This is a genomic window from Paenarthrobacter sp. 10N417, from assembly GCF_056394745.1.
The window spans coordinates 132,483-155,834 of the sequence record NZ_JBFTIL010000009.1 but is presented as its reverse complement, the minus strand read 5'-3'; the positions used below and the strand labels follow the sequence as shown (position 1 = coordinate 155,834).

Genomic DNA, 23,352 nt, shown 5'->3' with positions numbered 1-23,352 from the left:
CTAGGTGAGGAGCAGTGCCACGGCGATCATTGCGGGCACTGCGACGATTGTCGTGATGAGCACGGTGTCCTTGGCTACTGTGATGCCGGCGCGGTAGCGGGTGGCTGCCACGAACACGTTCTGGGCCGTCGGGAGCGCCGCCGTCACCACCACAGCGAATAAGGCGTGACCATCCATCCCTAAGGCAAAGCGGGCAAACACATAGGCGATTGATGGGTGCACGAACAGCTTGAACCCGCTGGCCAGCAGTGTGTCCAGGCGTCGTCCCGCGTCCTTCTGCAAAGGCCGTGATCCGTTCAGGCTCATGCCGAACGCCATGAGCATCGCCGGAATCGCGGCGCCCCCAATCAAGTGGATCGGCTCCAGAATGAGCGTGGGCACCTGGAAACCTGTTCCAGCCACCAGAAGCCCAAGCCCCGAGCCCACGATCATCGGGTTCTTCACGATCATGAGCAGAAAGCGCAGGGGAGTGGTGCGGTGGGTACTCGTGCTGGCGTCCAGAGCCATCAAGTACAGGGGCGTGAAGAACGCGAGCTGGAAAATCAGCAGCGGCGCCACGTAGCTTGCATCACCCAGCACAAAGACCGCAATCGGGATGCCCAGGTTCGCGGAGTTCGCCAGTGAGGCACTCATCGATGACATCAGGGCTTCGGGCAGAGTGCGCTTGAGCCAGAATTTCACGATCAGGAAGAACAGCAGGCCCGTGATGATGGCACCCACTGCGGTGACCAGCAGCGGGGCGGCAAACACCTCGTGGAACTTCGCCTTGCTCAGGGTTTCGAACAGCAACGCCGGGCTTGCGACGAAGAATGTCAACGAACTCAGGACCGTGCGCGCATTCTCACCCAGGATCCCGCGGCGCCCAACGAACATGCCCACCAGGATGATGGCCCACACCACGAAGAACCCGGACAGGACGCCGATCATGAGGGCGTGCGGGCGGGGAGGTGGTGGGTCACGAACAACAGCCTAGCCACATCGCCGTGCTGAGTAAGCGTTTTCTGGCGAGAGTTCCGTCATACGGACACCCAAAGCGCGACGTCGGCACCCACGTGGGTACCGACGTCGAGGTTGGCTTTTGGCCGGGTTAGCTCATGTGCGCGGCGTTGCTCAGCGCRTGCGGCGGACGCATCAGCCCGGGTGTGTGGCCCTCCGCGGGGTCGTTTCCAAGCTGCAGGATCTTATTGTCCTTGCTGACATGGACCACCCTGGGCTCATAAGCGCGGGCCTCTTCGGTGGTCATCTCGGCGTAGGTGATGAGGATGACGACATCCCCTACATGAACCTGATGGGCGGCAGCACCGTTGATCCCGATGACACCGGAACCGCGCTCGCCGGCGATGGTGTAGGTCTCCAGCCGGGCGCCGTTGGTCACATCAACGATGGAGACGAGTTCGCCCGGAAGGATGTCAGCCGCGTCCAGCAGGTCAAGGTCGACAGTGACCGAACCGACGTAGTGAAGATCGGCATGGGTCACCGTTGCGCGGTGGATCTTGGACTTGAACATTGTGCGGATCATAATGCGATCAGTTTAGCGCGGCACCCTCATCCGGCGCTGTGACGTACCAGACGTTCGGCGGGCGTCGGCGGCGTTGCTTGTAGATAGGTACAGATTCACAAGATTCACAACATTCATAGACATTCACAGGAGCTGGACAAGGAAGCAGCCCCGAAACATCCTATTTCGGTTGTTTCGCGGCCTGCCATCAGTTCAAAACAGGTCCGGAACGTCCGGCACTGACCGCCCGGGCTGGCTCGTACCGTTCGAGATTCGTCCCGGCGGCCACCAACGCGCGCAATTCAGGCAGCCCACCTTCCACCACACCGGCAGCGCGCGCCTGAACCAGGACGTTGCCCAGTGCAGTCGCCTCAACAGGTCCGGCAACGACCGGCTTGCCCGTGGCGTCAGCCGTTAGTTGGCACAGGAGCCGGTTCTGCGAACCACCGCCCACAATGTGAACCACGTCCACACTGCGGCCCGCGAGCCGTTCAGCGTCCGCCAGCGTGCGGGCATACCCGGCCGCGAGGCTGTCCATGATGCAACGAACGACGGCGGCAGGCCGGTCCGCGAGCACGGCACCTGTGTTCCGCACAGCTGCCCGGATGCGGTCCGGCATGTTGTCCGGGGCTGTGAAGGCCGGGTCATCGGCGTTGATTCGTGGACCGCCGGCGGGGAGCGCTGCGGCCGCGTCCAACAGCGAGGCCAACGATTGGCTGAACCCCTGTGCCGCCCAAGCACGCTGGCACTCGCTGAGCAGCCAGAGCCCGCCGACATTTCGCAGGTACCGGATAGTGCCGTCTACGCCGCGTTCGTTGGTGAAGTTGGCCTTACGGCTTGCCTCGCTCAGCACTGGGCTATCCAACTCCACGCCCACCAAGGACCACGTTCCCGAGGAAATGTAGGCGAAGTCCTTTTGCTCGGCGGGCACGGCGGCCACGGCTGAGGCGGTGTCGTGCGATCCAACCGCAACCACCCTGGTGTCCGCGGGCAATCCCGTCTTTTCGAGGATGCCAGGCAGGAGGGTGCCCACGGTTTCACCAGGCTGAATGAGGGGAGGGAAGATGTCTTTCGGCAGGCCGAGTGCATCCAGGAACTGTGTAGCCCACTCTCCCGCAACAGCATCAAAGAGCCCTGTAGTGGAGGCGTTTGTAGCCTCCGTCCGGCGCTCTCCCGTGAGGAGGAAAGCGATCAGGTCCGGGATGAGGAGAGCCTGGCGCCCTTCCAGGGTGGGCTCGCACGCCAGCTGGTACAGCGTGTTGAACTGCAGGTATTGCAAACCCGTTGTGGCATACAACTTCTCCGGGGAGATCGCGGCATGCACACGTTCCACAGTCGCGCGGCTGCGCTCGTCCCGGTAGCTGTACGGCTGCGCGGTGAGATTCCCGGCGTCGTCCACCAGGCCGTAGTCCACTGCCCAGGTGTCGATGCCGATGCTCACGATGCGCTCGCCATTCCCACGCGCAACGGCAGCGGCGGCCGTCAAGCCCTTGAGTACCTCCGCGAACAGGGCGTCGAAGTCCCAGCGGAGGCCGCCGTCGAGCTCCACAACGCCGTTAGCGAAGCGGTGGATCGTCTCGAGCGACACGCCGGATTCAGGCGAGACGCGACCGAGCATGACGCGGCCGGAGGAGGCGCCAATATCGACTGCTGCGAAGACTGGCCTCGCAGGTGAACCGTTGCTCATGACGGGCCTTATCGCAGGAATGCGGCAGCCACGCCCGCGTCAACGGGGATGTGCAGCCCGGTGGTGTGGGACAGTTCGTTGCTGGTGAGCACGGAGGCTGCGTTGGCGACGTGTTCCGGCAGCACCTCCCGCTTCAGCAGCGTGCGCTGGGCGTAGTACTTGCCCAGTTCCTGCTCGTCCACGCCGTACACAGCTGCGCGTTTGGCGCCCCAGCCGCCGGCGAAGATGCCCGAGCCGCGGACCACGCCGTCGGGGTTGATGCCGTTGACGCGCACGCCGTACTCGCCCAGTTCAGCGGCGAGTAGACGGACCTGATGGGCTTGGTCGGCCTTGGTGGCGGAGTAGGCGATGTTGTTCGGGCCGGCGAACACGGAGTTCTTGGAGGAGATGTAGATGATGTCCCCGCCCATGCCCTGCTCGATCATGACCTTGGCCGCGGCCTTGGACACCAGGAATGAGCCCTTGGCCATGACGTTGTGCTGGAGGTCCCAGTCCTTCTCCGTGGTTTCCAGCAACGGCTTGGAGATGGACAGCCCAGCGTTGTTGACCACCAGGTCCAGGCCTCCGAAGGCGAGCACGGCTTCCTGGATCGCTGCTGCGATCTGGGCTTCGTCCGTCACGTCGGCCTGGACGCCGATGGCGACGTCGGGTCCGCCCAGTTCCGCGGCGACGGTCTGGGCGTTCTCAAGGTTCAGGTCGGCAATCACTACGCACGCGCCGTCGGACGCCAAGCGTGTTGCGATCGCCTTGCCAATGCCCGACGCCGCGCCGGTCACCAGCGCGATGCGGGTGGCGTGGGACTTGGACTTGGGCATGCGGGCGAGCTTGGCTTCTTCCAAGGCCCAGTACTCGATGCGGAATTTCTCGGATTCCTCGATCGGGGCGTAGGTGGAGATGGCCTCGGCGCCACGCATCACGTTGATGGCGTTGATGTAGAACTCCCCGGCCACGCGGGCGGTTTGCTTGTCCTTGCCGAAGGAGAACATGCCGACGCCCGGGACCAGCACGATGGCCGGGTCGGCGCCGCGGAGGGCCGGGCTACCGGCGTCGGCGTGGCGGTCGTAGTACGCCTGGTAGTCCTCGCGGTAGTCCGCGTGCAGGTCCTTCAAGCGGTTGACGGAATCTTCGATCGAAGCATCGGCGGGCAGGTCCAGGACCAGTGGCTTGACCTTGGTGCGCAGGAAATGGTCCGGGCAGGAGGTGCCCAGCGCGCCGAGCCTCGGGTGCTCTTCCGAGGCAAGGAATTCAAGAACGACGGCGTCATCACTGAAGTGCCCCAGTTGCGGTTTGTCAGTGGAGGCCAGGCCGCGGATCACCGGGGCGAGGGCGGCCGCCTTGGCTTTGCGTTCAGCTTCGGGCAGGGCGCCGTAGCCGGGGAGCTTGGCGCCGAAGGGCTCGGCCTTGCCGTTCTCCGCGATGAACTTTTCTGCCTGGCCGATGATCCACAGCGAGTTGGCCTCAGCTTCTTCGCTGGTTGCACCCCAGGCGGTGATGCCATGACCGCCGAGGATGGTGCCGATCGCCTGTGGGTTGGCTTCCTTGATCGCGGCGATGTCCAAACCGAGCTGGAAACCGGGGCGGCGCCACGGAACCCACACCACTTTGTCGCCGAATACCTTGGACGTCAGCGCTTCGCCGTCCACCGCCGTCGCAATCGCGATGCCCGAGTCTGGGTGCAGGTGGTCAACATGCGCAGCGTCCACCAAGCCGTGCATGGCAGTATCGATCGAAGGCGCAGCGCCGCCCTTGCCGTGCAGGCAATAATCAAAGGCGGCCACCATTTCGTCTTCACGCTCGACGCCGGGGTAAACAGACTTCAGTGCCTGCAGCCGGTCCAGCCGGAGTACAGCGAGGTTCTCGGCTTTCAGCGTGCCGAGGTCACCGCCGGAGCCCTTGACCCAGAGGAGCTCGACGTCCTGGCCAGTGACCGGGTCCTTCTCGATCCCCTTCGCGGAGGTGTTGCCGCCGGCGAAGTTGGTGTTGCGCTTGTCCGCGCCGAGGCGGTTGGAGCGGGAAATCAGGTCTTCAACAGTCTTGTTGGTGCCTTGCACGTTCATGCTTTATGCGCCCCATCCGGCTTGCTGGCCGCCTGCGCGGTCCTCGTTGATCTTCTTCTGGTAACCGCTGGCCTTGTAGGCAGCGATCGGGTCGGCGGGCAGGCCGCGGGATTCTCGCCATTCGGCCAGGACCGGGCGGACGTCGGTGTAGAAGGCATCGTTGAAGATGCCGTTGGCGGCCAGGACATCCCCGGCACGCTGGGCCTCGGACAATGCTGCGGTATCCACGAGCAGTGCGCGGGCCGTCATTTCCTGGACGTTCAGGACCGAGCGGATCTGGCCCGGGATCTTCTCTTCGAGGTTGTGGCACTGGTCTAGCATCAGGGCAACGCCTGACTCCTTGCCGAAGCCGCCGCCGCGGATCACCTCGTACATGATGCGGAACAGCTGGAACGGATCGGCTGCGCCCACAATCAGATCGTCGTCCGCGTAGAAGCGGGAGTTGAAGTCGAACGAGCCGAGCTTGCCCAGACGCAACAGCTGCATGACGATGAACTCGATGTTGGTACCTGGCGCGTGGTGGCCCGTGTCCAGGCAGACGAAGGCCTTATCGCCCAGTGCAAGGGTCTGTGCATAGGAAGTACCCCAGTCCGGAACGTCGGTGTGGTAGAAAGCTGGCTCGAAGAACTTGTACTCCAGGACCAGCCGGTGCTCGTCGCCCAGGCCTGCGTAGATCTCCTGGAGGGATTCCGCGAGGCGATCCTGACGGCCCCGCATATCGTCCTGGCCGGGGTAGTTGGTGCCATCGGCCAACCAGATCTTCAGGTCTTTGGATCCGGTGGCGTCCATGATCTGGATGCACTCAAGGTGGTGGTCGATCGCCCGGCGGCGCACGGACTCGTTGGACGAGGTCAGGGAACCGAATTTGTACTCGTCATCCTGGAAAGTGTTGGAGTTGATGGTGCCCAGGCCAACACCCAAGCCTGCAGCGTACTCGCGCAACGCAGAGTAGTCGTCAACCTTGTCCCACGGAATGTGCAGCGCGACTGTAGGCGCCAGGCCCGTCAGCTCGTGGACCTTGGCGGCGTCGGCGATCTTTTCCTGGACGGTGCGGGGCGTACCCGGAGTGCCGAAGACCTTGAACCGGGTCCCCGAATTTCCGTAGGCCCAGGATGGCACTTCGATGGCCAGTTCTCCCAAGCGGCCCAAGGCCGATTCGGTGGCGGCCGATTCTGTGGTGTTCATGCTTGTTCCTTTTGCTGGGTTGCGACGGTGCTGGCCTTGGCCAGTTGATCCTCAAGATTGAAAACTTCTTCGACGATTTCGAAGCCCTGGTCTGGAGGCAGGTCGCTGTTCGAGAACAGGGTTGCCATCTCGGCCTGCCAGCGGGCGTTGACGTCCGTTATGGCCATGCGCGCCTGGGCGGCCTGGTAGTCATCGCATTCCAGGTACCCGATCAATTGGCCATCGGAAGCCAGGAAGAGCGAGTAGTTGTTCCATCCAGCATCCTTGAGGGCGTGCAGCATCTCCGGCCAAACGGCTGCGTGCCGGCGCTTGTATTCGTCCATCAGCTCTGGCTGGACGGAGGAGCGGAAACAGACCCTCATGTGCGGTTCTCCAAGGTCACTCGTCTTTGAATCGTTTCATTTGTTACGATTCAAACTACCCTCGTTAGAAGGAGGGTGTCAAGGCGTTTCCTGCAAATCGATGACAACCAGCGGAGATTGGAAAGCATGTCCCAAACAGCGAGCATCAAAGACGTTGCCACCCACGCCCAAGTAGCCGTGGGAACTGTTTCCAACGTGCTGAATTATCCGGACCGCGTATCGCAAAGGACCAAGGAGCGCGTCCTCAAATCCATCGCCGAACTCGGCTTCGTCCGCAACGACGCCGCCCGCCAACTCAGGGCAGGCCAAAGTCGGACCATCGGACTGATTGTGCTGGACGTGGGCAACCCGTTCTTCTCCTCGGTTGCCCGTGCCGCCGAAGATGCAGCCACAGCGCTGGGTAGCGTGGTGTTGGTAGGGGACAGCGGCCAGGACGCTTCCCGGGAAGCGCATTACATGGACCTGTTCCAGGAACAGCGGGTCCAGGGCCTGCTGATCTCGCCTGTAGGGGACGTTGGTGATCGGATCGATACGCTGCGCGAGCGTGGCGTGCCAACTGTCCTGGTGGACCAACTCGCCGACACCGACCGCTGCAGTTCAGTGTCCGTGGATGACGAAGAAGGCGGATATCTTGCCGCCCGGCACCTGCTGGACACGGGCCGCCGTCGTCTGGCCTTTGTAGGTACCCCATCAATTCGCCAGGTAGCCAACCGACTTGCCGGCGCGCAGCGGGCCGTCTCAGAAGTAGCAGGGGCGACGATCGAGGTCCTGGACTCCGCAGGGCAGACCGTCCTTGCCGGACGCCAAGTGGGCAACGACCTGGTGGAGCGGGCGCCAGCCGAAAGGCCGGAAGCCGTGTTCTGTTCCAACGACCTCCTGGCGCTCGGCGTCATGCAGTCGCTGACCATGCTCCGAACCGTGAAAATCCCCGAGGATATCGCCCTGATCGGCTACGACGACATCGACTTCGCCGTCTCCGCCGTCGTGCCCTTGTCCTCCATCCGCCAGCCCACGGAGGCCCTGGGCCGCACGGCCATCGAGTTGCTGGCGGAGGAGCAGGACAGCGGCGGAACCAAACACCGGGCCGTGGTGTTCACACCGGAGCTCGTGGTGCGTCAAAGCACGGCCGGCGTACCCAAGTAGGTCGCAGCAGTGCGCGTTATGAGCGGTCAAAACGCGCACTACTGCGACCGAGTTGAGTAACTACAGCGCGTAGATGCTCCACGCAGCAGTGTGCTCAGCGCCGGGTTCCAGCCGGATCAGGTCCGTGCCACTGTTGAACGCGTCCGGCGGGCAGGTCATTGGCTCCACGGCCAGGCCCAGCCGGTTCGGAAGTGGTTCCGGCTTGTCTGCCGTATGGATCTGCAGCCATGGGCAGCTTTCGTCCCAGGACATCCCGACGCCGGTGCCCGCCGGGTCGCGCAGCGAAAGCCGCGCCAGCCCGCCGTCGAACGCTATTCCTGTGAACGCATGGTCGATCTCAGTGGTGCCAATGGCCCGCGGGGTCCGGAAATCGAAAGCGTGGCCCTCAACTCCCACAACACCAACCGGCAGCAGCCTGTCAGGCGTGACCTCAAGGAAGCTATCTGCAGCAAAATCGAGGACCCACTGAGCCAGGGGCGAAGAACCGGCCACCAGATACGGGTGTGGGCACACGCCGTATGGTGCTGGAGCGTCGGCTACGTTCAAGGCAGTTAGCCGCGTGTGCAGCCCGGCGCCGTCCAATACGTACCGAGCCGAGAGCTCAACCGCGAACGGGTATCCCGGCGTGGGCCCAACCGTGCAGGTCAACGTGAGTGAATCGGCGTCGGACTCTTTCAGTTCCCAATCCAGCGGGAAGGCGAGGCCGTGCAAGGATGTGCCCCGGTCCGGTTCGTTGACGGGCAAGTGATGCACCTTGCCGTCGAAACGGTAGGCACCGTCGGCAATCCGGTTGGGCCACGGCGCCGCGATAATTCCCCGGTAGTCCGGAATCGGGCCACCCTCCGGGAACGGGACAACGAGGTCGCGGCCCTGGAACTGCAAGACACGCAGCGCCGCGGCCCGGGCTGTGATGACAGCCCGGTAGCCGCCGGACTGCAGCGTGAATTCGGTGCTCACAGGCCGCCGGCCAGCTTGTAGTAGGCGGCGTTCCAGTTCAGTTCCTTCTTGAACTGTTTGATGGTGGTGTCCTCGTCGATGGTCAGGAGTTCGGTCTTCGCGATTTCGGCGAAGTCCTCGAACACCTCCAGGCCCACCTGCGTGGAGAGCACCGTGTGGTGGGCAGCGCCGGCAGTGAGCCAGGCTGCGGCCGACGTAGCGAAGTTGGGCTTGGGCTCCCACAGTGCGCGGGCCACCGGGAGGTTGGGCAGAGGCTGGTCGAGATCGACGACGTCCACTACGTTCGCTACCAAGCGGAACCGATCGCGCATATCGGACAATGCGACCACGATGCCGGGGCCGGCGTCCGTATCGAACACCATGCGTACGGGGTCTTCCTTGCCGCCGATGCCCAGCGGGTGGATCTCCACGCGCGGCTTCTTGGCAGTCAGCGACGGGCAAACCTCCAGCATGTGCGCGCCCAGGATCTTCTCCGAGCCGGGCTCGAGGTGGTACGTGTAGTCCTCCATGAGCGAGGCGCCGCCGGGCAGCCCCGCGCCCATCACCTTGGCGGCGCGGACCAGGATGGCGGTCTTCCAGTCGCCCTCGGCGCCAAAGCCGTAGCCGTCAGCCATGAGCCGCTGGACTGCCATGCCGGGGAGTTGGCGGAGTTCGCCCAAGTCCTCGAACGACGTCGTAAACGCGGCTGAGCCGTTCGCTTCCAGGAAGCTGCGGAGACCGAGTTCGATCCTCGCGCTGTAGCGCAGCGACTCGTGGCGCGCGCCGTCTTTTTGCAGTTCCGGAACCACCTCGTAGAGGCGCTCATACTCGGCAACCAGGGCATCGACGTCGGACTCTGCAGCGCCATGAACGGCGTCGGCGAGCTCGTTGACGGACCAGGTGTTGACCGAGACGCCGAAGCGCAGCTCGGCTTCGGTCTTGTCGCCTTCGGTGACGGCAACGTTGCGCATGTTGTCACCGAAACGGGTCAGCTTCAGTGTCCGCACAGCGGCCCAACCTGCCGAGGCGCGCTGCCAAGCGCCCACCTGGCGGGCGATCTCAGGATTGCTGACATGCCCGACGACGGTCTTCCGTGGCACGCCGAGGCGCGACTGGATATACCCGAATTCGCGGTCCCCGTGGGCTGCCTGGTTCAGGTTCATGAAGTCGAAGTCGATATCGGCCCACGGCAGGTCACGGTTGGCCTGGGTGTGCAGGTGCAGGAGGGGCTTGCGCAGGGCGTCCAGGCCCTGGATCCACATCTTGGCCGGGCTGAACGTGTGCATCCAGGCGGTCACGCCGATCACGGAGTCGTTCGAATTTGCTTCCAACGCGGTGCGGCGGATGGCGTCGGAATCCGTGAGGACCGGCTTCCACACGAGTTTGACCGGCACGTCCGAGGAATCGTTGAGCGCGTTGGCAATCTCCTGCGATTGCGAGGCGACCTGCTTGAGGACATCTTCGCCGTAGAGGTGCTGGCTTCCGGTGAGGAACCAGACCTCGTACTGATCAAGGGACGTGGTGTTGGCGCTGGGCATTTTCATGGCTCCTGAAAGTGTTGAGACGTCCGCTTTAGCGGCCGTAGACGTTTTGGTAGCGGTTGTAGAGCGAGTCGATCTTGGCCTGGTCAATGGGCAGGGGTTCGCCGAGTTGGCGGGAGACATGCACCGTCTTTGCCACTTCCTCGCACATCACGGCTGCTTTCACCGCGGACCTGGCGTCCTTGCCGATGGTGAAAGGTCCGTGGTTCTGCATGAGCACGGCGGGGGAGTGGGAGTTCTTGAGGGTCTCCACGATTCCCTGTCCGATCGAATCGTCTCCGATCAGCGCGAACGGGCCTACCGGGATCGGGCCGCCGAATTCGTCGCCCATCATGGTCAGTACGCAGGGGATCTCTTCGCCGCGGGCGGCCCAGGCCGTGGCATAGGTGGAGTGCGTGTGCACCACACCGCCAACCTCGGGCATGTGCCGGTAGACGTAGGCATGAGCGGCAGTGTCAGAGGACGGCGAGAGGTCCGGGTTGCCCCAGTCAACGGTTCCGCCGCTTCCGATGTTGATGCCCCTGACGGGAGTTCCGTAGAGGTCCGTGACCACCATTTGCTCGGGCGTCAGGTCGTCATAGGAGACACCGGAGGGCTTGATGACCATGAGATCGTAGCCAGGGATCCGTCCGGAGACGTTGCCCGCAGTCCAGACAACCAGCTTGTAGCGGGTCAGCTCAGCGTGGAGGTCGCAGACTTCGCGCCGGACTTTTGCGATGGTTTCCAAGAGCGTGCTCATGCGTTGACCCCTTCTGTGATGGCGGTGTGGGTAGCGCGCTGAATTGCCTTCAGGCGATGCATGACGCTGTTGGTCCCGCGGCCGAAGTAGTCGTGCAGGGTGCGGTATTCCTGGAAAAGTGCCTCGTAGGCCCTGACATTTTCAGGGATCGGCGTGTAGACGGCACCCGGGGCAGCTGCCATGGATGCTGCCGCTTCGCGGATGTCCTTGTACTTCCCGGCAGCTACAGCGGCGTGGATTGCCGAGCCGAGGGCGGGCCCCTGCTCCGAGCCGATCGTGGAGAGCTGCAGGCCAGTGATGTCTGCGTAGACCTGCATCAGGAACTTGTTCTTCAACAGTCCGCCGGCCACGATGAATTCCTTGACCGGTACCCCGGAATCACGGAATGCATCCACGATGGTGCGGGTGCCGAAGGCCGTGGCCTCCAGCAGCGCGCGGTAAGTGTCCTCGGGCTTTGTGGCCAGGGTCTGGCCCACTACGACGCCGGACAGTTCGTGGTCCACCAGCACTGAGCGGTTGCCTGAGTGCCAGTCCAGGGCAATCAGGCCGTGCTCGCCGATTGCCTGCTTCTCTGCGAGTTCGGTGAGGTATTCGTGGATGCCCAGGCCTTTGGCGGCTGCAGCCTGGTGGTAGTGAGGGGGGACACCGTTCTTGGTGAACCAGCCGAAGATGTCGCCAACCCCGGACTGTCCGGCTTCATAGCCCCACAATCCGTCCACGATGCCGCCATCCACGACGCCGCACATGCCCGGGACTTCACGCAGGACGTCACCGTTCATGACGTGGCACGTGGACGTGCCCATGATGGCCACGAGTTGCCCCGGCTCAACAGCGTTGGCTGCAGGGGCACTGACGTGGGCGTCCACGTTACCCACGGCTACAGCAATTCCCGCAGGCAAGCCGGTCCAAGCCGCTGCTTCTTCCGTCAGATAGCCTGCGGCGTCGCCCAAGCGGCCGATGGTGTGCTCCAGCTTTTCCGAAACGAAGCCCTTGAAGTCGGGGTTCAGTGCGGCGAGGAAATCCTCCGACGGGTACTTGCCGTCCTGGTAGATGCCCTTGTATCCAGCGGTGCACGCGTTCCGGACGTAGCTGCCACACAGCTGCCACACGATCCAGTCGGCTGCCTCAACCCAATGCTCCATGGCGCCGTAAACTTCGGGATCTTCCTCGAGCAGCTGCAAGCCCTTGGCGAACTCCCACTCTGAAGAGATCAGGCCCCCATACCGGGGAAGCCATGCCTCTCCGCGTTCCTCGGCGAGCTTGTTAATGCGGTCGGCCTGCGGCTGCGCGGCGTGGTGACGCCACAGCTTGACGTAAGCGTGAGGACGGTCCGTGAAGCGTTCCAGTTCGTTCAGCGGAGTGCCATCCGCCGTCGTCGGGACCATGGTGCAAGCGGTGAAGTCTGTAGCGATGCCCACCACATGTTCCGGGTTGATTCCCGCATCGGCGACGGCGGCCGGTACCGCGTTGCGCAGGACGTCGCGGTAGTCGTTGGGCACCTGGAGCGCCCAGTCGGCGGGCAGGCGCTGGCCAGTAGCGGGCAGGCGGTCGGACACTACGGCGTGCGGGTATTCGAACACGCCGTTGCCGAGTTCGGCACCGTCCGAGACACGCACGACGACGGCGCGACCAGACAAAGTGCCGTAGTCCACGCCGATAACGAACTGCTCGTCGAGCGGGAGGTTTTCAGTGGTATTCATGGGTTCTCCATCCGGCAGGCCAAGGCCTCATTGCCGGGGGTCGGGGTGGAAGAAATGAAGAAGGTCTGATGCAATTGTTAGCGCTCACAACTTTGATGTCAAGAGGATGGGCGTCATGTGGGACTGTTTCAGACACTCTGACCCAACTAGGTCGCAGTTGACCGCGTTTTGAACGTCCAGAACGCGCTCTGCTGCGACCTACTTGGGTTTAGTTAGCGAGCCGCGCCGTGGTGGACCGGATGACCAGGCGGGGCTTCACCGTCACTGGCGTACCCGTGCTGCCGGTCTCCAGGCGATCAAGCAGCAAGCCGATGCAGCGCTGGCCGAGTTCCTCAAAGTCCTGGGCCACGGTAGTCAGCGGCGGGATGAAGTAAGCGGCTTCGGGTTGATCGTCGAAGCCCACAACACTGATATCGGAGGGGACCTGGACACCGGCTTCATGGAACGCCCGGAGCACCCCGAGGGCCATCTGGTCGTTGGCCACAAACAACGCCGTCATGGAACGTTCGGCCGCGATTTTCAGGCCCTCGCGATAACCGCATTCGGCACTCCAATCGCCTTCGATCAGGGCCGCTGGTTCCAGGCCGGCCTCACGCAGGGCGTCCCGCCAACCCTCGGTGCGGGCAACTGCGTCAATCCAATCAGCGGGCCCGGAAAGATGCCCGATGTGCTTGTGCCCCAGCTCAAGGAGGTGCTGTACAGCGAGACGGGCTCCCTCGCGCTGGTCCACAGTGGCGCCGCTGAGGTGCTCGTCGCCGAGAGACCCCACTGCCACAAGGGGCACTTGAGCGGTGATGTCCTTGAGGACCTCAAAGGTCCCGGGATGCGGCACTGTGACAACTATGCCGTCCACGCCTTGGTCCATGAAGTGCGCCATGGCGTCCTTGATGGTCTCCGGCGTGACGTCCCGCAAGCCCGCGACACTGACAAAATAGCCCGCTTCCCTGGCCGCCTGCTGCACTCCGAGGAGGGTGTGGGACGGGCCGTACTGAGCCAACTCGCTTCCCAGGACGCCGATGGTCTGGGAGCGTCGGGTTACCAGGCTGCGTGCAGCGGTGTTGCGGCGGTACCCAAGTTCAGTGATGGCCTGCTCGACGCGCTCGCGCGTCTTCGGGCTCACATTGGGATGGTTGTTCAGAACACGCGACACAGTTTGATGGGAAACGCCGGCAACGCGGGCGACGTCTTCCATCACAGGCGGCCTGCTTGGTGCGGATTGTTCAGTGCTCACCCTGTCACGATAGAGCACCTGCGGGGTGATCAGCCCACAGCTGCCTTGGCGGCGTAATGGCGGTACCTCGTCAGGAACTCGGGCGTCCCGGAGGTCTTCGACTCAGCAACCTCGATTCCTTCAAGTGGCCAATCAGGCAGCCTTCCCGTGAGGACGCCGGCTGCTTGCCGTGCAGCACCATCTGCAACGTATTCGCCCGGAGCGGGTACGAACACCGGCAATCCGAACACATCAGCGGCAACCTGCTGCACAGCTTCGGACTGGGCGCCGCCGCCCACAAGGATGATGCGTCGGGCCGCCACGCCTTGCGCTTGCAGAGCAGCAAGGCCATCGGCCAGGGAGCACAACACACCCTCGACGGCGGCCCTGGCCAAGTTGGCGGGCGTGTAGTTGGAAACTGTGAGCCCATGGAGTGAACCTGTGGCGTCCGGAAGATTCGGCGTCCGTTCGCCTTCAAAGTATGGCACCAGGGTCAGACCGCCGGCCCCTTCCTCGACGGACAGGGCCAGCTTGCCGAGTTCCGGCAAATCCACGCCAAGCAGTGCGGCAGTGGCATCGAATATGCGGGTGGCGTTGAGCGTACAGGCAAGCGGCAGATAGTTCCCCGTGGCATCGGCAAAACCTGCCACCAGCCCGCTCGCGTCCTGGGAAGGGACGTCCGAGACAGCGAAGACAGTTCCGGACGTTCCGATCGAGATAACAACATCCCCGACGGCGGCGCTGACTCCCAGCCCCGCTGCGGCGTTATCGCCTGCGCCTGGCCCGATCAGGGCACCGTTCGACATCTTTCCGGCAGCATCTAAAGGCCCGACGACGGCTGGCAGCACCGGGACATGGCCGAGCGTGCTTTTCAAGACTTCCGGCAAGTATTCCCCCGTCTCGGAGGAGAAGTAGCCGGTACCGGAAGCGTCGGAACGATCAGTCCGGAGCAACTCCAGAGATGACGGCCCGGTGCCCGGCCCATGACCGGCCAAACGCCAGGACAGCCAGTCGTGCGGGAGGCAAACGGCCGCAGTGCGTCGGGCATTCTCGGGTTCGTTTCGAGCCAGCCACCGTAGTTTGGTGGCCGTCAGCGATGCCACCGGTACAGTCCCCGTGCTGGCGGCCCAATATGCGGCTCCCGCCGCGGGATCACCTTCGCCGGCTTCCAGGATCAGCTCTTCCGCGTCCACGGCGGACCGGGTGTCATTCCACAGCAGTGCTGGGCGGACCACGTTTCCTGATTCATCCAGGCACACCATTCCATGCTGCTGGCCACCCACCGAGACAGCATCGACGTCGTCCAAGCCGCCCGCCTGGCTGATGGCTTCCTGAAGGGCAGTCCACCAATGATCAGGATGGACCTCGGTGCCCTCGGGATGCGAAGCGCGGCCCTGCCGCACCAGGGCGCCAGTGTCTGAGTCCCTGATGACGACTTTGCAGGACTGGGTGGAGCTGTCGATCCCGGCGACGAGAGGCATGCGTTTTGTTCCTTTGGGGACTTGTTCCGTTACGGACCGTCGCCGGGGCCGGCAGCCCCGAAATGAAGCAATCCTGGTGACCCCGGCGACGGTAATGCGAATGGCTGATTTTTCCTGGAGGCTGATGCCTTTAGCGCGCGCCCAGAAGGTGCTCGATGGCCAGCTGGTTGAGGCGGACGAAGGCGAACGAGCGCTCGGCGGTCTTGTCGGCGTCGAACGTGTCGAAGGCGCTGGCGTCAGCCAGGAGGTCCGCAGTGGTTTCGCCAGCGTTCAAGGTGGGCTCGCCGAGCTCGAACACGCCCGAGGTAGTGAGCGCTTCCTGGACCTCAGGATCGGCACGGAAGGCGAGGGCGCGTTCCTTCAGGAGCAGGTACATGGACATGTTGGACTTGGCCGATTCCCACACACCGTCGTAGCCGTCGGTGCGGGAGGGCTTGTAATCGAAGTGGCGGGGGCCATCGTACTTTGGTCCGCCGTTGGGGAAACCATTCTCCAGGAGGTCCACGGTGAAGAAGGCGCTGGTGAGGTCGCCATGGCCGAAGACGAGGTCTTGGTCGTACTTGATCCCACGCTGGCCGTTGAGGTCGATGTGGAAAAGCTTGCCGGCCCAGAGGGCTTGGGCAATGCCGTGGGTGAAGTTCAGGCCTGCCATTTGCTCGTGGCCGGTCTCGGGGTTGAGGCCAACGATGTCGCCGTGTTCCAGCTGCGCGATGAACGCAAGGCCGTGACCAACAGTGGGCAGGAAGATATCGCCGCGGGGCTCGTTGGGCTTGGGTTCCAAGGCAATCCGAAGGCCGTAGCCCTTCTCTTTGATGTATCCGGCGGCGGTGTCCACACCTTCCTTCATCCGGTCCAAAGCTGCGGAGAGATCCTTGGAGCCGTCGTACTCGCTGCCTTCGCGGCCGCCCCACATTACGAAGGTTTCGGCGCCGAGTTCAGCGGCGAGGTCGATGTTGCGCAGGATCTTGCTCAGGGCAAAGCGTCGGACGGAGCGGTCGTTGGAGGTAAATCCGCCGTCCTTGAAGACGGGGTGGCTGAACAGGTTGGTGGTAACCATCGGAACCTTGAGGCCCGTTTCGGCCAATGCGCCCTTGAAGTTCTTCAGGATGAGGTCACGCTCGGATGCGCTGGCGTCAAAGGGGACAAGGTCATTGTCGTGGAAAGTGATGCCGTAAGCGCCGAGTTCACTGAGCTTGTGGACGGCTTCGATCGGGTCCAGGGCTGCCCGGGTTGCAACGCCGAAGGGATCGGCGCCTGTCCATCCCACGGTCCAAAGGCCAAACGTGAAACGATCCTGGGGGGTTGGCTGAGGGGTCATTGTTGCTCCTTTGCAAGGCGGCGGGGAGGCCATGGATAAAAAGCACTCCAATTAGTTTTCAATCTGAACTATATGGGGGATGATGGATCATGGTCAATGGAAACCGGCAAAAATCTTTCAACCCCGTGAGGAGGCTGCGAGAGTGAATGAGCAAACTGCCCCCGGGCGCGTAGGCGACGTCCGCCGTCGTAATCTTTCGCTTGTCCTGGATTCGATCGCCCGCAACGGCGATGCCAAGCCCAGCCGCGCCCAGGTGGCTGCTGGAACAGGGCTGACCAAGGCCGCAGTATCGAGCTTGGTGGCTGATCTGGTGGAGTCAGGCCTCGTCTCCGAGGTAGGCCTGTATCGCGATGGAGAGCGGGGCCGGCCAGGTCAGGGCCTCGAGCTCAGCTCCCGCCGAGGTGTTGTCGGGATGGAAATCAACGTCGACTATCTGGCCGTTGGCCTGGTGGACCTCGGCGGGAACCTGCGCTTCAGTTCCACAGTGGAGTCCCGCAACCGGGGGCTCAAGCCGGGCGCGGTCATGGAGCATCTGGGTGAACTCGCCGATGAGGCCAAAGCTGCAGCCGCTGCTGAAGGCATCACGATCCTGGGTGGCGGACTTGCAGTCCCCGGCCTGGTTGATGAGCAGCGCAACATCGTCCTGTCCGCTCCAAACCTTCATTGGGAGCACGAGCAGCTGGATCCGCAGGCGTTGCTGGAAGACGCGCCGCTCGGTGTCAGGCTGTCCAACGAGGCAAACAGTGCTGCCCTTGGCGAGCTTTGGTACGGCGATGGCCCGGCGGACTTCCTCTACGTTTCCGGCGAAGTCGGCGTTGGTGGCGGGGTCATCATCGGTTCGGAGCTCTACACGGGACCTGGCGGCTCAGCCGGCGAATTGGGCCATATCGTGGTGCATCCAGAAGGGCCCTCATGTTCCTGTGGAGGGGCTGGCTGCCTGGAAACATTCGCTGGACAGGAAGCTATTTTTGAGGCTGCCCGCATCCCGGAGGGGTCACTTGGCGAGCGAACCGAACTTCTGCTCGCGGCCTTGGCCGCGGACGAGCCGCATGCCAAGCGTGCAGTGCGCGACGCCGGGCGGTACCTGGGCATCGCGCTCGCCTCTTCTGCGCGTCTGATGGACATCGAAGCCGTGGTACTCGGGGGCCACTTTGCCGTCCTCGCCGATTGGCTGAAACCGGCAGTGCTGTCGAGTTTGGAAAGGTACGCGCCGGGGCTGCTGGAGCCGGAGAGCCTCACCGTTTCCCGTTTGGAGCACTCGGGGACGCTGCTGGGTGCGGCGGGTCAAGTGATCCGCGCTGTCATTGAATCGCCTTTCGAATTCCTTCTGGGCAAGCCCGCGTAGAGCATCTTTCCCCTGGGAGGTTTTCCGGGATTCGCAGGATCTCTGCGCTGGGTTCTTCCATGCGAATCATCAGTATGCTTACTATTAAGTGGTCAGTTTGTTCGCGCATGCTCAACCCACGAACAGGTGCCCCATGACTACTCAGAATTCAGCACACACCAGCACAGCGAAGGCGGGCAACGCTCCCGCCCCTGACGACGACCGTAAGCCGGACAGTCTCAACGACCTCGTCAAGCCCACGTGGATGTATATCGCAAAACGGACACTGCGGGAGTTCAACAAGGATCAATGTCCTGATGCCGCTGCCGGCCTTACCTACTATGCAGTGCTTTCCCTTTTCCCGGCGCTTTTGGCGTTGGTTTCCCTCATCGGGATCTTTGGCGACGCCGGGAAAACCACCACGGCATTACTGGACATCGTGCAGCAATTCGCCCCCGGGCCCGGTGTTGACGCCCTGCGGCAGCCCATCGAGGAACTGACGCGGTCCAACGCGGCGGGCTTTGCTCTGGCCCTCGGCATCTTGGTGGCGTTGTGGTCGGCCTCCGGTTACACCACGGCCTTCAGCAGGGCGATGAACCGCGTGTACGAAGTGGATGAAGGCCGTGGCTTCGTCAAACTGCGCGGCACGATGCTTGCCGTTACCATCGTTGCGCTTGTGGGCGCGGCACTGGCCGCCGCGATGCTCGTCCTCAGCGGACCAGTGGCTGAGGCTATCGGTAAGGCAATCGGAATGTCCGACACGATCCTGACCGTGTGGAACATCGCCAAATGGCCGGTCCTGATCGTGCTGGTGGTCATTGTCATCGCCGTGCTCTACTACTTCACCCCAAACGTCAAGCAGCCCAAGTTCCGTTGGATCAGCCCGGGGTCCCTCATCGCCCTGGTGATATTTGCCCTGGCATCGTTGGGCTTTGCCTTTTACGTTGGGAACTTCAGCAATTACAACAAGACGTATGGAACGCTGGCAGGCGTCATCATCATGCTGCTGTGGCTCTGGATCCTTAATATGTCGCTGCTTTTTGGTGCAGAATTTGACGCCGAAATGGAACGCGGGCGCCAATTGCAGGGAGGGATTGAAGCTGAAGAGACAATCCAACTTCCGCCCCGGGGTACCAAGCGCAGCGACAAACAGCAGAAACAGGAAGAGGAGATTATCCGCCGCGGGCAGGAACTTCGGGAAAACTACGATGACGAAACACGCACCAACGAATCACAGGAACGCACAGCCGATGCCGAAGACAAGAAGTGAACCTCGCGTCAACGGGACCGGCACCACCCGGAAGCTCAAGAGCGTTCGAGACGGCGACCGGGTGGAAATCCACGGTGAGGTTTTCCGTGTCAGTTCCGTCCAGCCAGAGGAGGGAACCCGGAACATCCGGCTGGAGTTAGAAGCCAACGACGGCGGCACTCTCACCTTGATCGGTGTTCCGCGCGCCCAGGTCCACGTGCCCGCCAACGTGTAGCCGGACTCAGGATCCCGCTCGGATTATGCCCCTGCAGGAAAGCCCTGATCGGCGTCATCCCACCAGCCCTCCCAGGCGCTGGAGGACAGGCGCTCAAAAGCGAAGGCGGCAGTAGGCGTCGTTTCTTCAGGGGAATCGCCCGACGACCCGCTGTGGCTACTGCTGGCGTCGAGGAAAAAGTTAAGTGTCTTCAAGAGCATCATGGTGGTGTCCTTTCAGTGGTTTCTTGGACTTCTTTGTCCAGGTGAAACCAGCGTAGGTGGCCATTGTTTCCTCTCATCGACGCAATGTTTCAGCTATGTACCACTTATCTAACATGGGCATTCCGGGCCTTGCTTCTGAAACAAGCAGGGCGTGACAAAAGCGAGCCCCTGCCGTGACCGGGCAGGGGCTCGCTTGCTTTGGGGGCGGTCCTCCCGCGGAGCTTAGGGCATCCGCAGGAGGACCACGTCATTAGGCGTATGGCAGAACGAGTTCCGCGTAGCGCTGCTTCATGGTTTCCAGGACGGTATCGCCATCGGCATCCCAGATTTCCTGATTGAAGATCTCAACCTCGATATCGCCCTTATATCCGGCGTCGCGCACCCAGGTGCCGATGGTCGCGAAGTCAATGACGCCGTCGCCCATCATTCCGCGGGACAGCAGCGCGTCCGAAGCGATCGGCAGGTTGAAATCGCATACCTGGTAGGAGGCAATGCGGTTATGGCGTCCGGCCCGTTCGATCTGGGCCTTCAGTTCGGGATCCCACCAGACGTGGAACGTATCGACGGCCACACCCACTGCCTTCGCGTCGTAAGGCGCGGCAAGGTCCAAGGCCTGGCCAAGGGTGGAGATGAGGGCGCGGTCTGCGGCGTACATCGGGTGCAGCGGTTCCAGCACCAGTCGCACACCGTTCTCAGAAGCGAACGGGACGAGTTCCTCGAGCCTGTCAGCCACGCGCTGGCGTGCCGCGACGACGTCCTTCTCGCCAGGAGCGAGCCCGCCGACCACCAGGAACAGCTCCTGCGTATCCAGCGCTACTGCTTCGCGGACGGCATTGAAGTTGTCGGCCAGGGCCGCAGCCTGACCTTCGGCATCAGGCGCTGTGAGGAAGCCGCCGCGGCACAGGGACGAAACACGGAGGCCGGCGTCCTTGATGAGCTTGGCCGCCTTGTCCAGTCCGGCTTCCGCTACGCGATCACGCCAAGGGCCGATTGCGGGGATGCCCGCGCGCGCACAACCGTCCACAGCTTCGGCAAGAGTCCACTTTTTGGTCGTGGCGCTGTTCAGCGAGAGTCTGGAAAAGTCGCTCATGCGCCCACTCCGTTGATCCGCAGGTAGTCGGACATCCGGAATGCCGCCAATGACGGGTCCTTCAGCAAGCCGGCCTGATCGGCAAGTTCGAAGGTCTTGGCAAGGTGCAGGACGGATCGTCCCGAGTGCAACCCCCCGACCATCTGGAACCCGGGCTGTTTGCCGTTGAGCCAGGACATGAAGGCGATACCGGTCTTGTAGTAGAACGTGGGTGCGCTGAAGATGTGCTTTCCGAGCTCACGGGTGGAGTCAAGGATCGCGCGCCCTTCTGCACCTTGGCCGGCGTCGTACTTCTGCAAGGCAACCGAAGCGGCAGGGTAAATGGCGGCAAAGATGCCCAGCAGGGCGTCTGAGTGGTGGGTGTCGTCGCCGTCGATCAGCTCCGGGTAATTGAAGTCGTCGCCTGTGTAGAGGCGCACGCCTTCCGGAAGGTTGGCACGGAGGGCGACTTCATGGGAAGCGTCCAGAAGCGAGACTTTCACGCCGTCGACCTTGTCCGCGTGCTCGCGGATGAGGCTAAGGAACGTTTCGGTGGCCACAGAGACGTCGTCGGAGCCCCAGTAGCCGGCCAGTGCGGGATCGAACATCGTGCCCAGCCAGTGCAGAATGACGGGCTGGTCAACTTCCTGCAGGAGCGTCGAGTAGACGTGAAGGTAGTCGTCGGCGCCGCTGGCCACCTTTGCCAAGGCACGGGAGGCCATGAGGATGACCTTGGGGCCGGCCTCGCTGACCACGGCGATCTGCTCGCGGTAGGCATCGATAACTGCCTGAATGCCGGCAGCGCCCTCAGGGAGTGCAGCGATGTCCAGCTGGTCGGTGCCTGCGCCGCAGGAGACGAGATCGCGGACGGACTTGCCTGCTGTCGCGGCGTTGCCTGCGGAAACTACAGAAGCGGCCTCGGCGCCGGTTCGCTTGATGAGCTGCTGCGTGGCTGCCCAGTCCAGGCCCATGCCGCGCTGCGCGGTGTCCATGGCGTCAGCGACGCCCAGTCCGTAGGACCAGAGTTCGTGCCGGTACGCCAGCGTGGCATCCCAGTCGAGCTGCGCCGGGGCGCCGGGAGTGTTATCAGCCGCGACCTCCGGGATGACGTGGGCTGCGGCATAGGCGCGGCGGGCCGTCAGTGGAGCGCTCGGCTTGACCCAAGCAGTGGCGGGCTGGAGGCGGTACTCGCGTGTGCCGCCGTCGTCGGTAGGAAGAATGAGTGACGTCATTAGAGGGTGATCTCCGGGATGTCGATGGTGCGGCGCTCTGCCGAGGACTGCAGGCCAAGCTCGGCAAGCTGCACGCCGCGGGCGGCGGAGAGCAGGCCGAAGCGGTGCTCGCGGCCAGCGACCACGTCGCGCAGGAATTCTTCCCACTGCAGCTTGAAGCCGTTGTCGAGCTCAGCATTGGCCGGAACTTCCTGCCACTGGCTGCGGAAGGACTCGGTGACGGGCAGGTCCGGGTTCCAGACAGGCTTGGGAGTGTGGGCGCGCTGCTGTGCAACGCACTTGTTCAAACCGGCGACGGCGGAACCGTGCGTGCCGTCGATCTGGAACTCAACCAGTTCGTCGCGGTAGACGCGGACGGCCCAGGAGGAGTTGATCTGGCCGATGACGTCGTCGCCGCCCGGGGTTTCAAGTTCGAAGATGCCGTAGGAAGCGTCGTCAGCGGTGGCCTTGTATTCCTTGCCGGCTTCGTCCCAGCGTGCGGGGATGTGCGTGGCTGTCTTGGCGTTGACGCTCTTGACCTTGCCGATAATGCCTTCGAGCACGTAGTTCCAGTGGCAGAACATGTCCGTGGTCATTCCGCCGCCATCTTCCTTGCGGTAGTTCCAGGACGGACGCTGTGCAGCTTGGACGTCGCCTTCGAAAACCCAGTAGCCGAATTCGCCACGAATGGAGAGGATGCGGCCGAAGAAGCCTTCGTCCACCAGACGGCGGAGCTTGACCAGACCGGGGAGGTACAGCTTGTCATGCACGACGCCAGCAGTGACGCCGGATTCCTTGCCGATCTGTGCGAGCTCGATTGCTTCTTCGAGAGTCTCAGCCGTGGGCTTTTCGGTGAAGATGTGCTTGCCGGCGCGCATGGCCTTCTTCAAGGTGGCGGCGCGAAGGCTGGTCATGGAGGCGTCAAACACGATGTCCACGGTGGGATCGGCGATGACGGCGTCCAGGTCGGTGGACCATTCGGAGACCTTGTGGAGTTCGGCGAGTTCGCGGATTTTGGCTTCGTTGCGGCCAACGAGGATCGGTTCGACCTGCACCTTGGTGCCGTCTTCGAGCGTGAAGCCACCGGCGTCGCGGATGGGGAGGATGGACCGCAGCAAGTGCTGGCGGTAACCCATGCGGCCGGTGATGCCGTTCATGGCGATGCGGATCGTCTTTGTTTCGTAGCCCATGTTTTCTCCAGGTC

The 23,352-nt window shown here is 63.1% G+C and carries 21 protein-coding genes; 4 read left to right on the top strand and 17 right to left on the bottom strand.

All coding sequences use genetic code 11. The annotated features are described in order from the left end of the window. The 6 genes from AC1DCM_RS13670 to AC1DCM_RS13645 form a co-directional block, all read right to left on the bottom strand. Window positions 1–927 carry an AEC family transporter gene (locus AC1DCM_RS13670; protein WP_477518632.1) on the bottom strand — a complete coding sequence of 309 codons (927 nt, stop codon included), beginning with the start codon at window positions 925–927 and terminating at the stop codon, window positions 1–3. A gap of 160 nt (window positions 928–1,087) precedes the next feature. Next, window positions 1,088–1,519 carry an aspartate 1-decarboxylase gene (panD, locus tag AC1DCM_RS13665; RefSeq protein WP_431116915.1) on the bottom strand — a complete coding sequence of 144 codons (432 nt, stop codon included), beginning with the start codon at window positions 1,517–1,519 and terminating at the stop codon, window positions 1,088–1,090. Window positions 1,520–1,706: 187 nt separating this feature from the next. Then, a complete protein-coding gene (locus AC1DCM_RS13660; protein WP_477518631.1) occupies window positions 1,707–3,185 on the bottom strand; it encodes a rhamnulokinase in 1,479 nt (492 codons plus the stop codon). A gap of 8 nt (window positions 3,186–3,193) precedes the next feature. Then, window positions 3,194–5,242: a bifunctional aldolase/short-chain dehydrogenase gene (locus tag AC1DCM_RS13655; RefSeq protein ID WP_477518630.1), complete on the bottom strand. Its 2,049-nt coding sequence runs from the start codon at window positions 5,240–5,242 to the stop codon at window positions 3,194–3,196. Between the two features lie 3 nt (window positions 5,243–5,245). Then, window positions 5,246–6,427, bottom strand: a complete 1,182-nt coding sequence (gene rhaI / locus AC1DCM_RS13650; RefSeq protein ID WP_477518629.1) for an L-rhamnose isomerase — start codon at window positions 6,425–6,427, stop codon at window positions 5,246–5,248. Beyond that, complete coding sequence (locus tag AC1DCM_RS13645) at window positions 6,424–6,789, bottom strand: L-rhamnose mutarotase (RefSeq protein ID WP_477518628.1); 366 nt, start codon at window positions 6,787–6,789, stop codon at window positions 6,424–6,426. The genes rhaI and AC1DCM_RS13645 overlap by 4 nt, the downstream gene beginning before the upstream one ends. Window positions 6,790–6,915: 126 nt before the next feature. Here AC1DCM_RS13645 and AC1DCM_RS13640 point away from each other — a divergent pair, with 126 nt between their 5' ends. Continuing rightward, window positions 6,916–7,932, top strand: a complete 1,017-nt coding sequence (locus AC1DCM_RS13640) for a LacI family DNA-binding transcriptional regulator (protein ID WP_477518627.1) — start codon at window positions 6,916–6,918, stop codon at window positions 7,930–7,932. Between the two features lie 60 nt (window positions 7,933–7,992). On the opposite strand, the gene AC1DCM_RS13635 is transcribed toward AC1DCM_RS13640, so the two are convergent. From AC1DCM_RS13635 to xylA, 7 genes are all read right to left on the bottom strand, one after another. Then, on the bottom strand, window positions 7,993–8,889 hold the full coding sequence (locus AC1DCM_RS13635; protein WP_477518626.1) for an aldose 1-epimerase family protein: 897 nt from the start codon (window positions 8,887–8,889) through the stop codon (window positions 7,993–7,995). Beyond that, window positions 8,886–10,406, bottom strand: coding sequence for an L-arabinose isomerase (araA, locus tag AC1DCM_RS13630; protein ID WP_431120334.1), 1,521 nt, complete (start codon window positions 10,404–10,406; stop codon window positions 8,886–8,888). The genes AC1DCM_RS13635 and araA overlap by 4 nt, the downstream gene beginning before the upstream one ends. A 34-nt stretch (window positions 10,407–10,440) precedes the next feature. Then, the gene (locus AC1DCM_RS13625; protein WP_477518625.1) at window positions 10,441–11,148 is read right to left on the bottom strand and encodes an L-ribulose-5-phosphate 4-epimerase; all 708 of its coding nucleotides are present in this window, start codon (window positions 11,146–11,148) and stop codon (window positions 10,441–10,443) included. Beyond that, the gene (gene araB / locus AC1DCM_RS13620) at window positions 11,145–12,848 is read right to left on the bottom strand and encodes a ribulokinase (protein WP_477518624.1); all 1,704 of its coding nucleotides are present in this window, start codon (window positions 12,846–12,848) and stop codon (window positions 11,145–11,147) included. The genes AC1DCM_RS13625 and araB overlap by 4 nt, the downstream gene beginning before the upstream one ends. A gap of 208 nt (window positions 12,849–13,056) precedes the next feature. Further along, window positions 13,057–14,040 (bottom strand): LacI family DNA-binding transcriptional regulator, encoded by a 984-nt coding sequence (locus AC1DCM_RS13615; RefSeq protein ID WP_477518657.1) that lies wholly within the window; start codon window positions 14,038–14,040, stop codon window positions 13,057–13,059. A 68-nt stretch (window positions 14,041–14,108) separates the two neighbouring features. Continuing rightward, window positions 14,109–15,539, bottom strand: a complete 1,431-nt coding sequence (gene xylB / locus AC1DCM_RS13610; protein ID WP_477518623.1) for a xylulokinase — start codon at window positions 15,537–15,539, stop codon at window positions 14,109–14,111. Between the two features lie 130 nt (window positions 15,540–15,669). Next, window positions 15,670–16,857, bottom strand: a complete 1,188-nt coding sequence (gene xylA, locus AC1DCM_RS13605; RefSeq protein ID WP_477518622.1) for a xylose isomerase — start codon at window positions 16,855–16,857, stop codon at window positions 15,670–15,672. A gap of 82 nt (window positions 16,858–16,939) precedes the next feature. On the opposite strand from xylA, the gene AC1DCM_RS13600 reads away from it, so the two are divergent. The 3 genes from AC1DCM_RS13600 (at window position 16,940) to AC1DCM_RS13590 (ending at window position 19,665) form a co-directional block, all read left to right on the top strand. After that, window positions 16,940–18,202, top strand: a complete 1,263-nt coding sequence (locus tag AC1DCM_RS13600) for an ROK family transcriptional regulator (protein ID WP_477518656.1) — start codon at window positions 16,940–16,942, stop codon at window positions 18,200–18,202. Window positions 18,203–18,335: 133 nt separating this feature from the next. Beyond that, window positions 18,336–19,451, top strand: a complete 1,116-nt coding sequence (locus AC1DCM_RS13595) for a YihY/virulence factor BrkB family protein (protein WP_477518621.1) — start codon at window positions 18,336–18,338, stop codon at window positions 19,449–19,451. Next, on the top strand, window positions 19,432–19,665 hold the full coding sequence (locus AC1DCM_RS13590; protein ID WP_477518620.1) for an Hsp15 family protein: 234 nt from the start codon (window positions 19,432–19,434) through the stop codon (window positions 19,663–19,665). Before AC1DCM_RS13595 ends, AC1DCM_RS13590 begins: the two co-directional genes overlap by 20 nt. A gap of 23 nt (window positions 19,666–19,688) precedes the next feature. On the opposite strand, the gene AC1DCM_RS13585 is transcribed toward AC1DCM_RS13590, so the two are convergent. From AC1DCM_RS13585 to AC1DCM_RS13570, 4 genes are all read right to left on the bottom strand, one after another. Further along, entirely contained in the window at window positions 19,689–19,868 is a 180-nt protein-coding gene (locus AC1DCM_RS13585; protein WP_477518619.1) for a hypothetical protein, read from the bottom strand. Between the two features lie 250 nt (window positions 19,869–20,118). Continuing rightward, window positions 20,119–20,958 carry a sugar phosphate isomerase/epimerase family protein gene (locus AC1DCM_RS13580; RefSeq protein ID WP_477518618.1) on the bottom strand — a complete coding sequence of 280 codons (840 nt, stop codon included), beginning with the start codon at window positions 20,956–20,958 and terminating at the stop codon, window positions 20,119–20,121. Further along, the gene (locus tag AC1DCM_RS13575; RefSeq protein WP_477518617.1) at window positions 20,955–22,169 is read right to left on the bottom strand and encodes a dihydrodipicolinate synthase family protein; all 1,215 of its coding nucleotides are present in this window, start codon (window positions 22,167–22,169) and stop codon (window positions 20,955–20,957) included. Before AC1DCM_RS13575 ends, AC1DCM_RS13580 begins: the two co-directional genes overlap by 4 nt. Next, window positions 22,169–23,338: a Gfo/Idh/MocA family protein gene (locus tag AC1DCM_RS13570; RefSeq protein WP_442006089.1), complete on the bottom strand. Its 1,170-nt coding sequence runs from the start codon at window positions 23,336–23,338 to the stop codon at window positions 22,169–22,171. The genes AC1DCM_RS13575 and AC1DCM_RS13570 overlap by 1 nt, the downstream gene beginning before the upstream one ends. Window positions 23,339–23,352 lie beyond the last annotated feature (14 nt).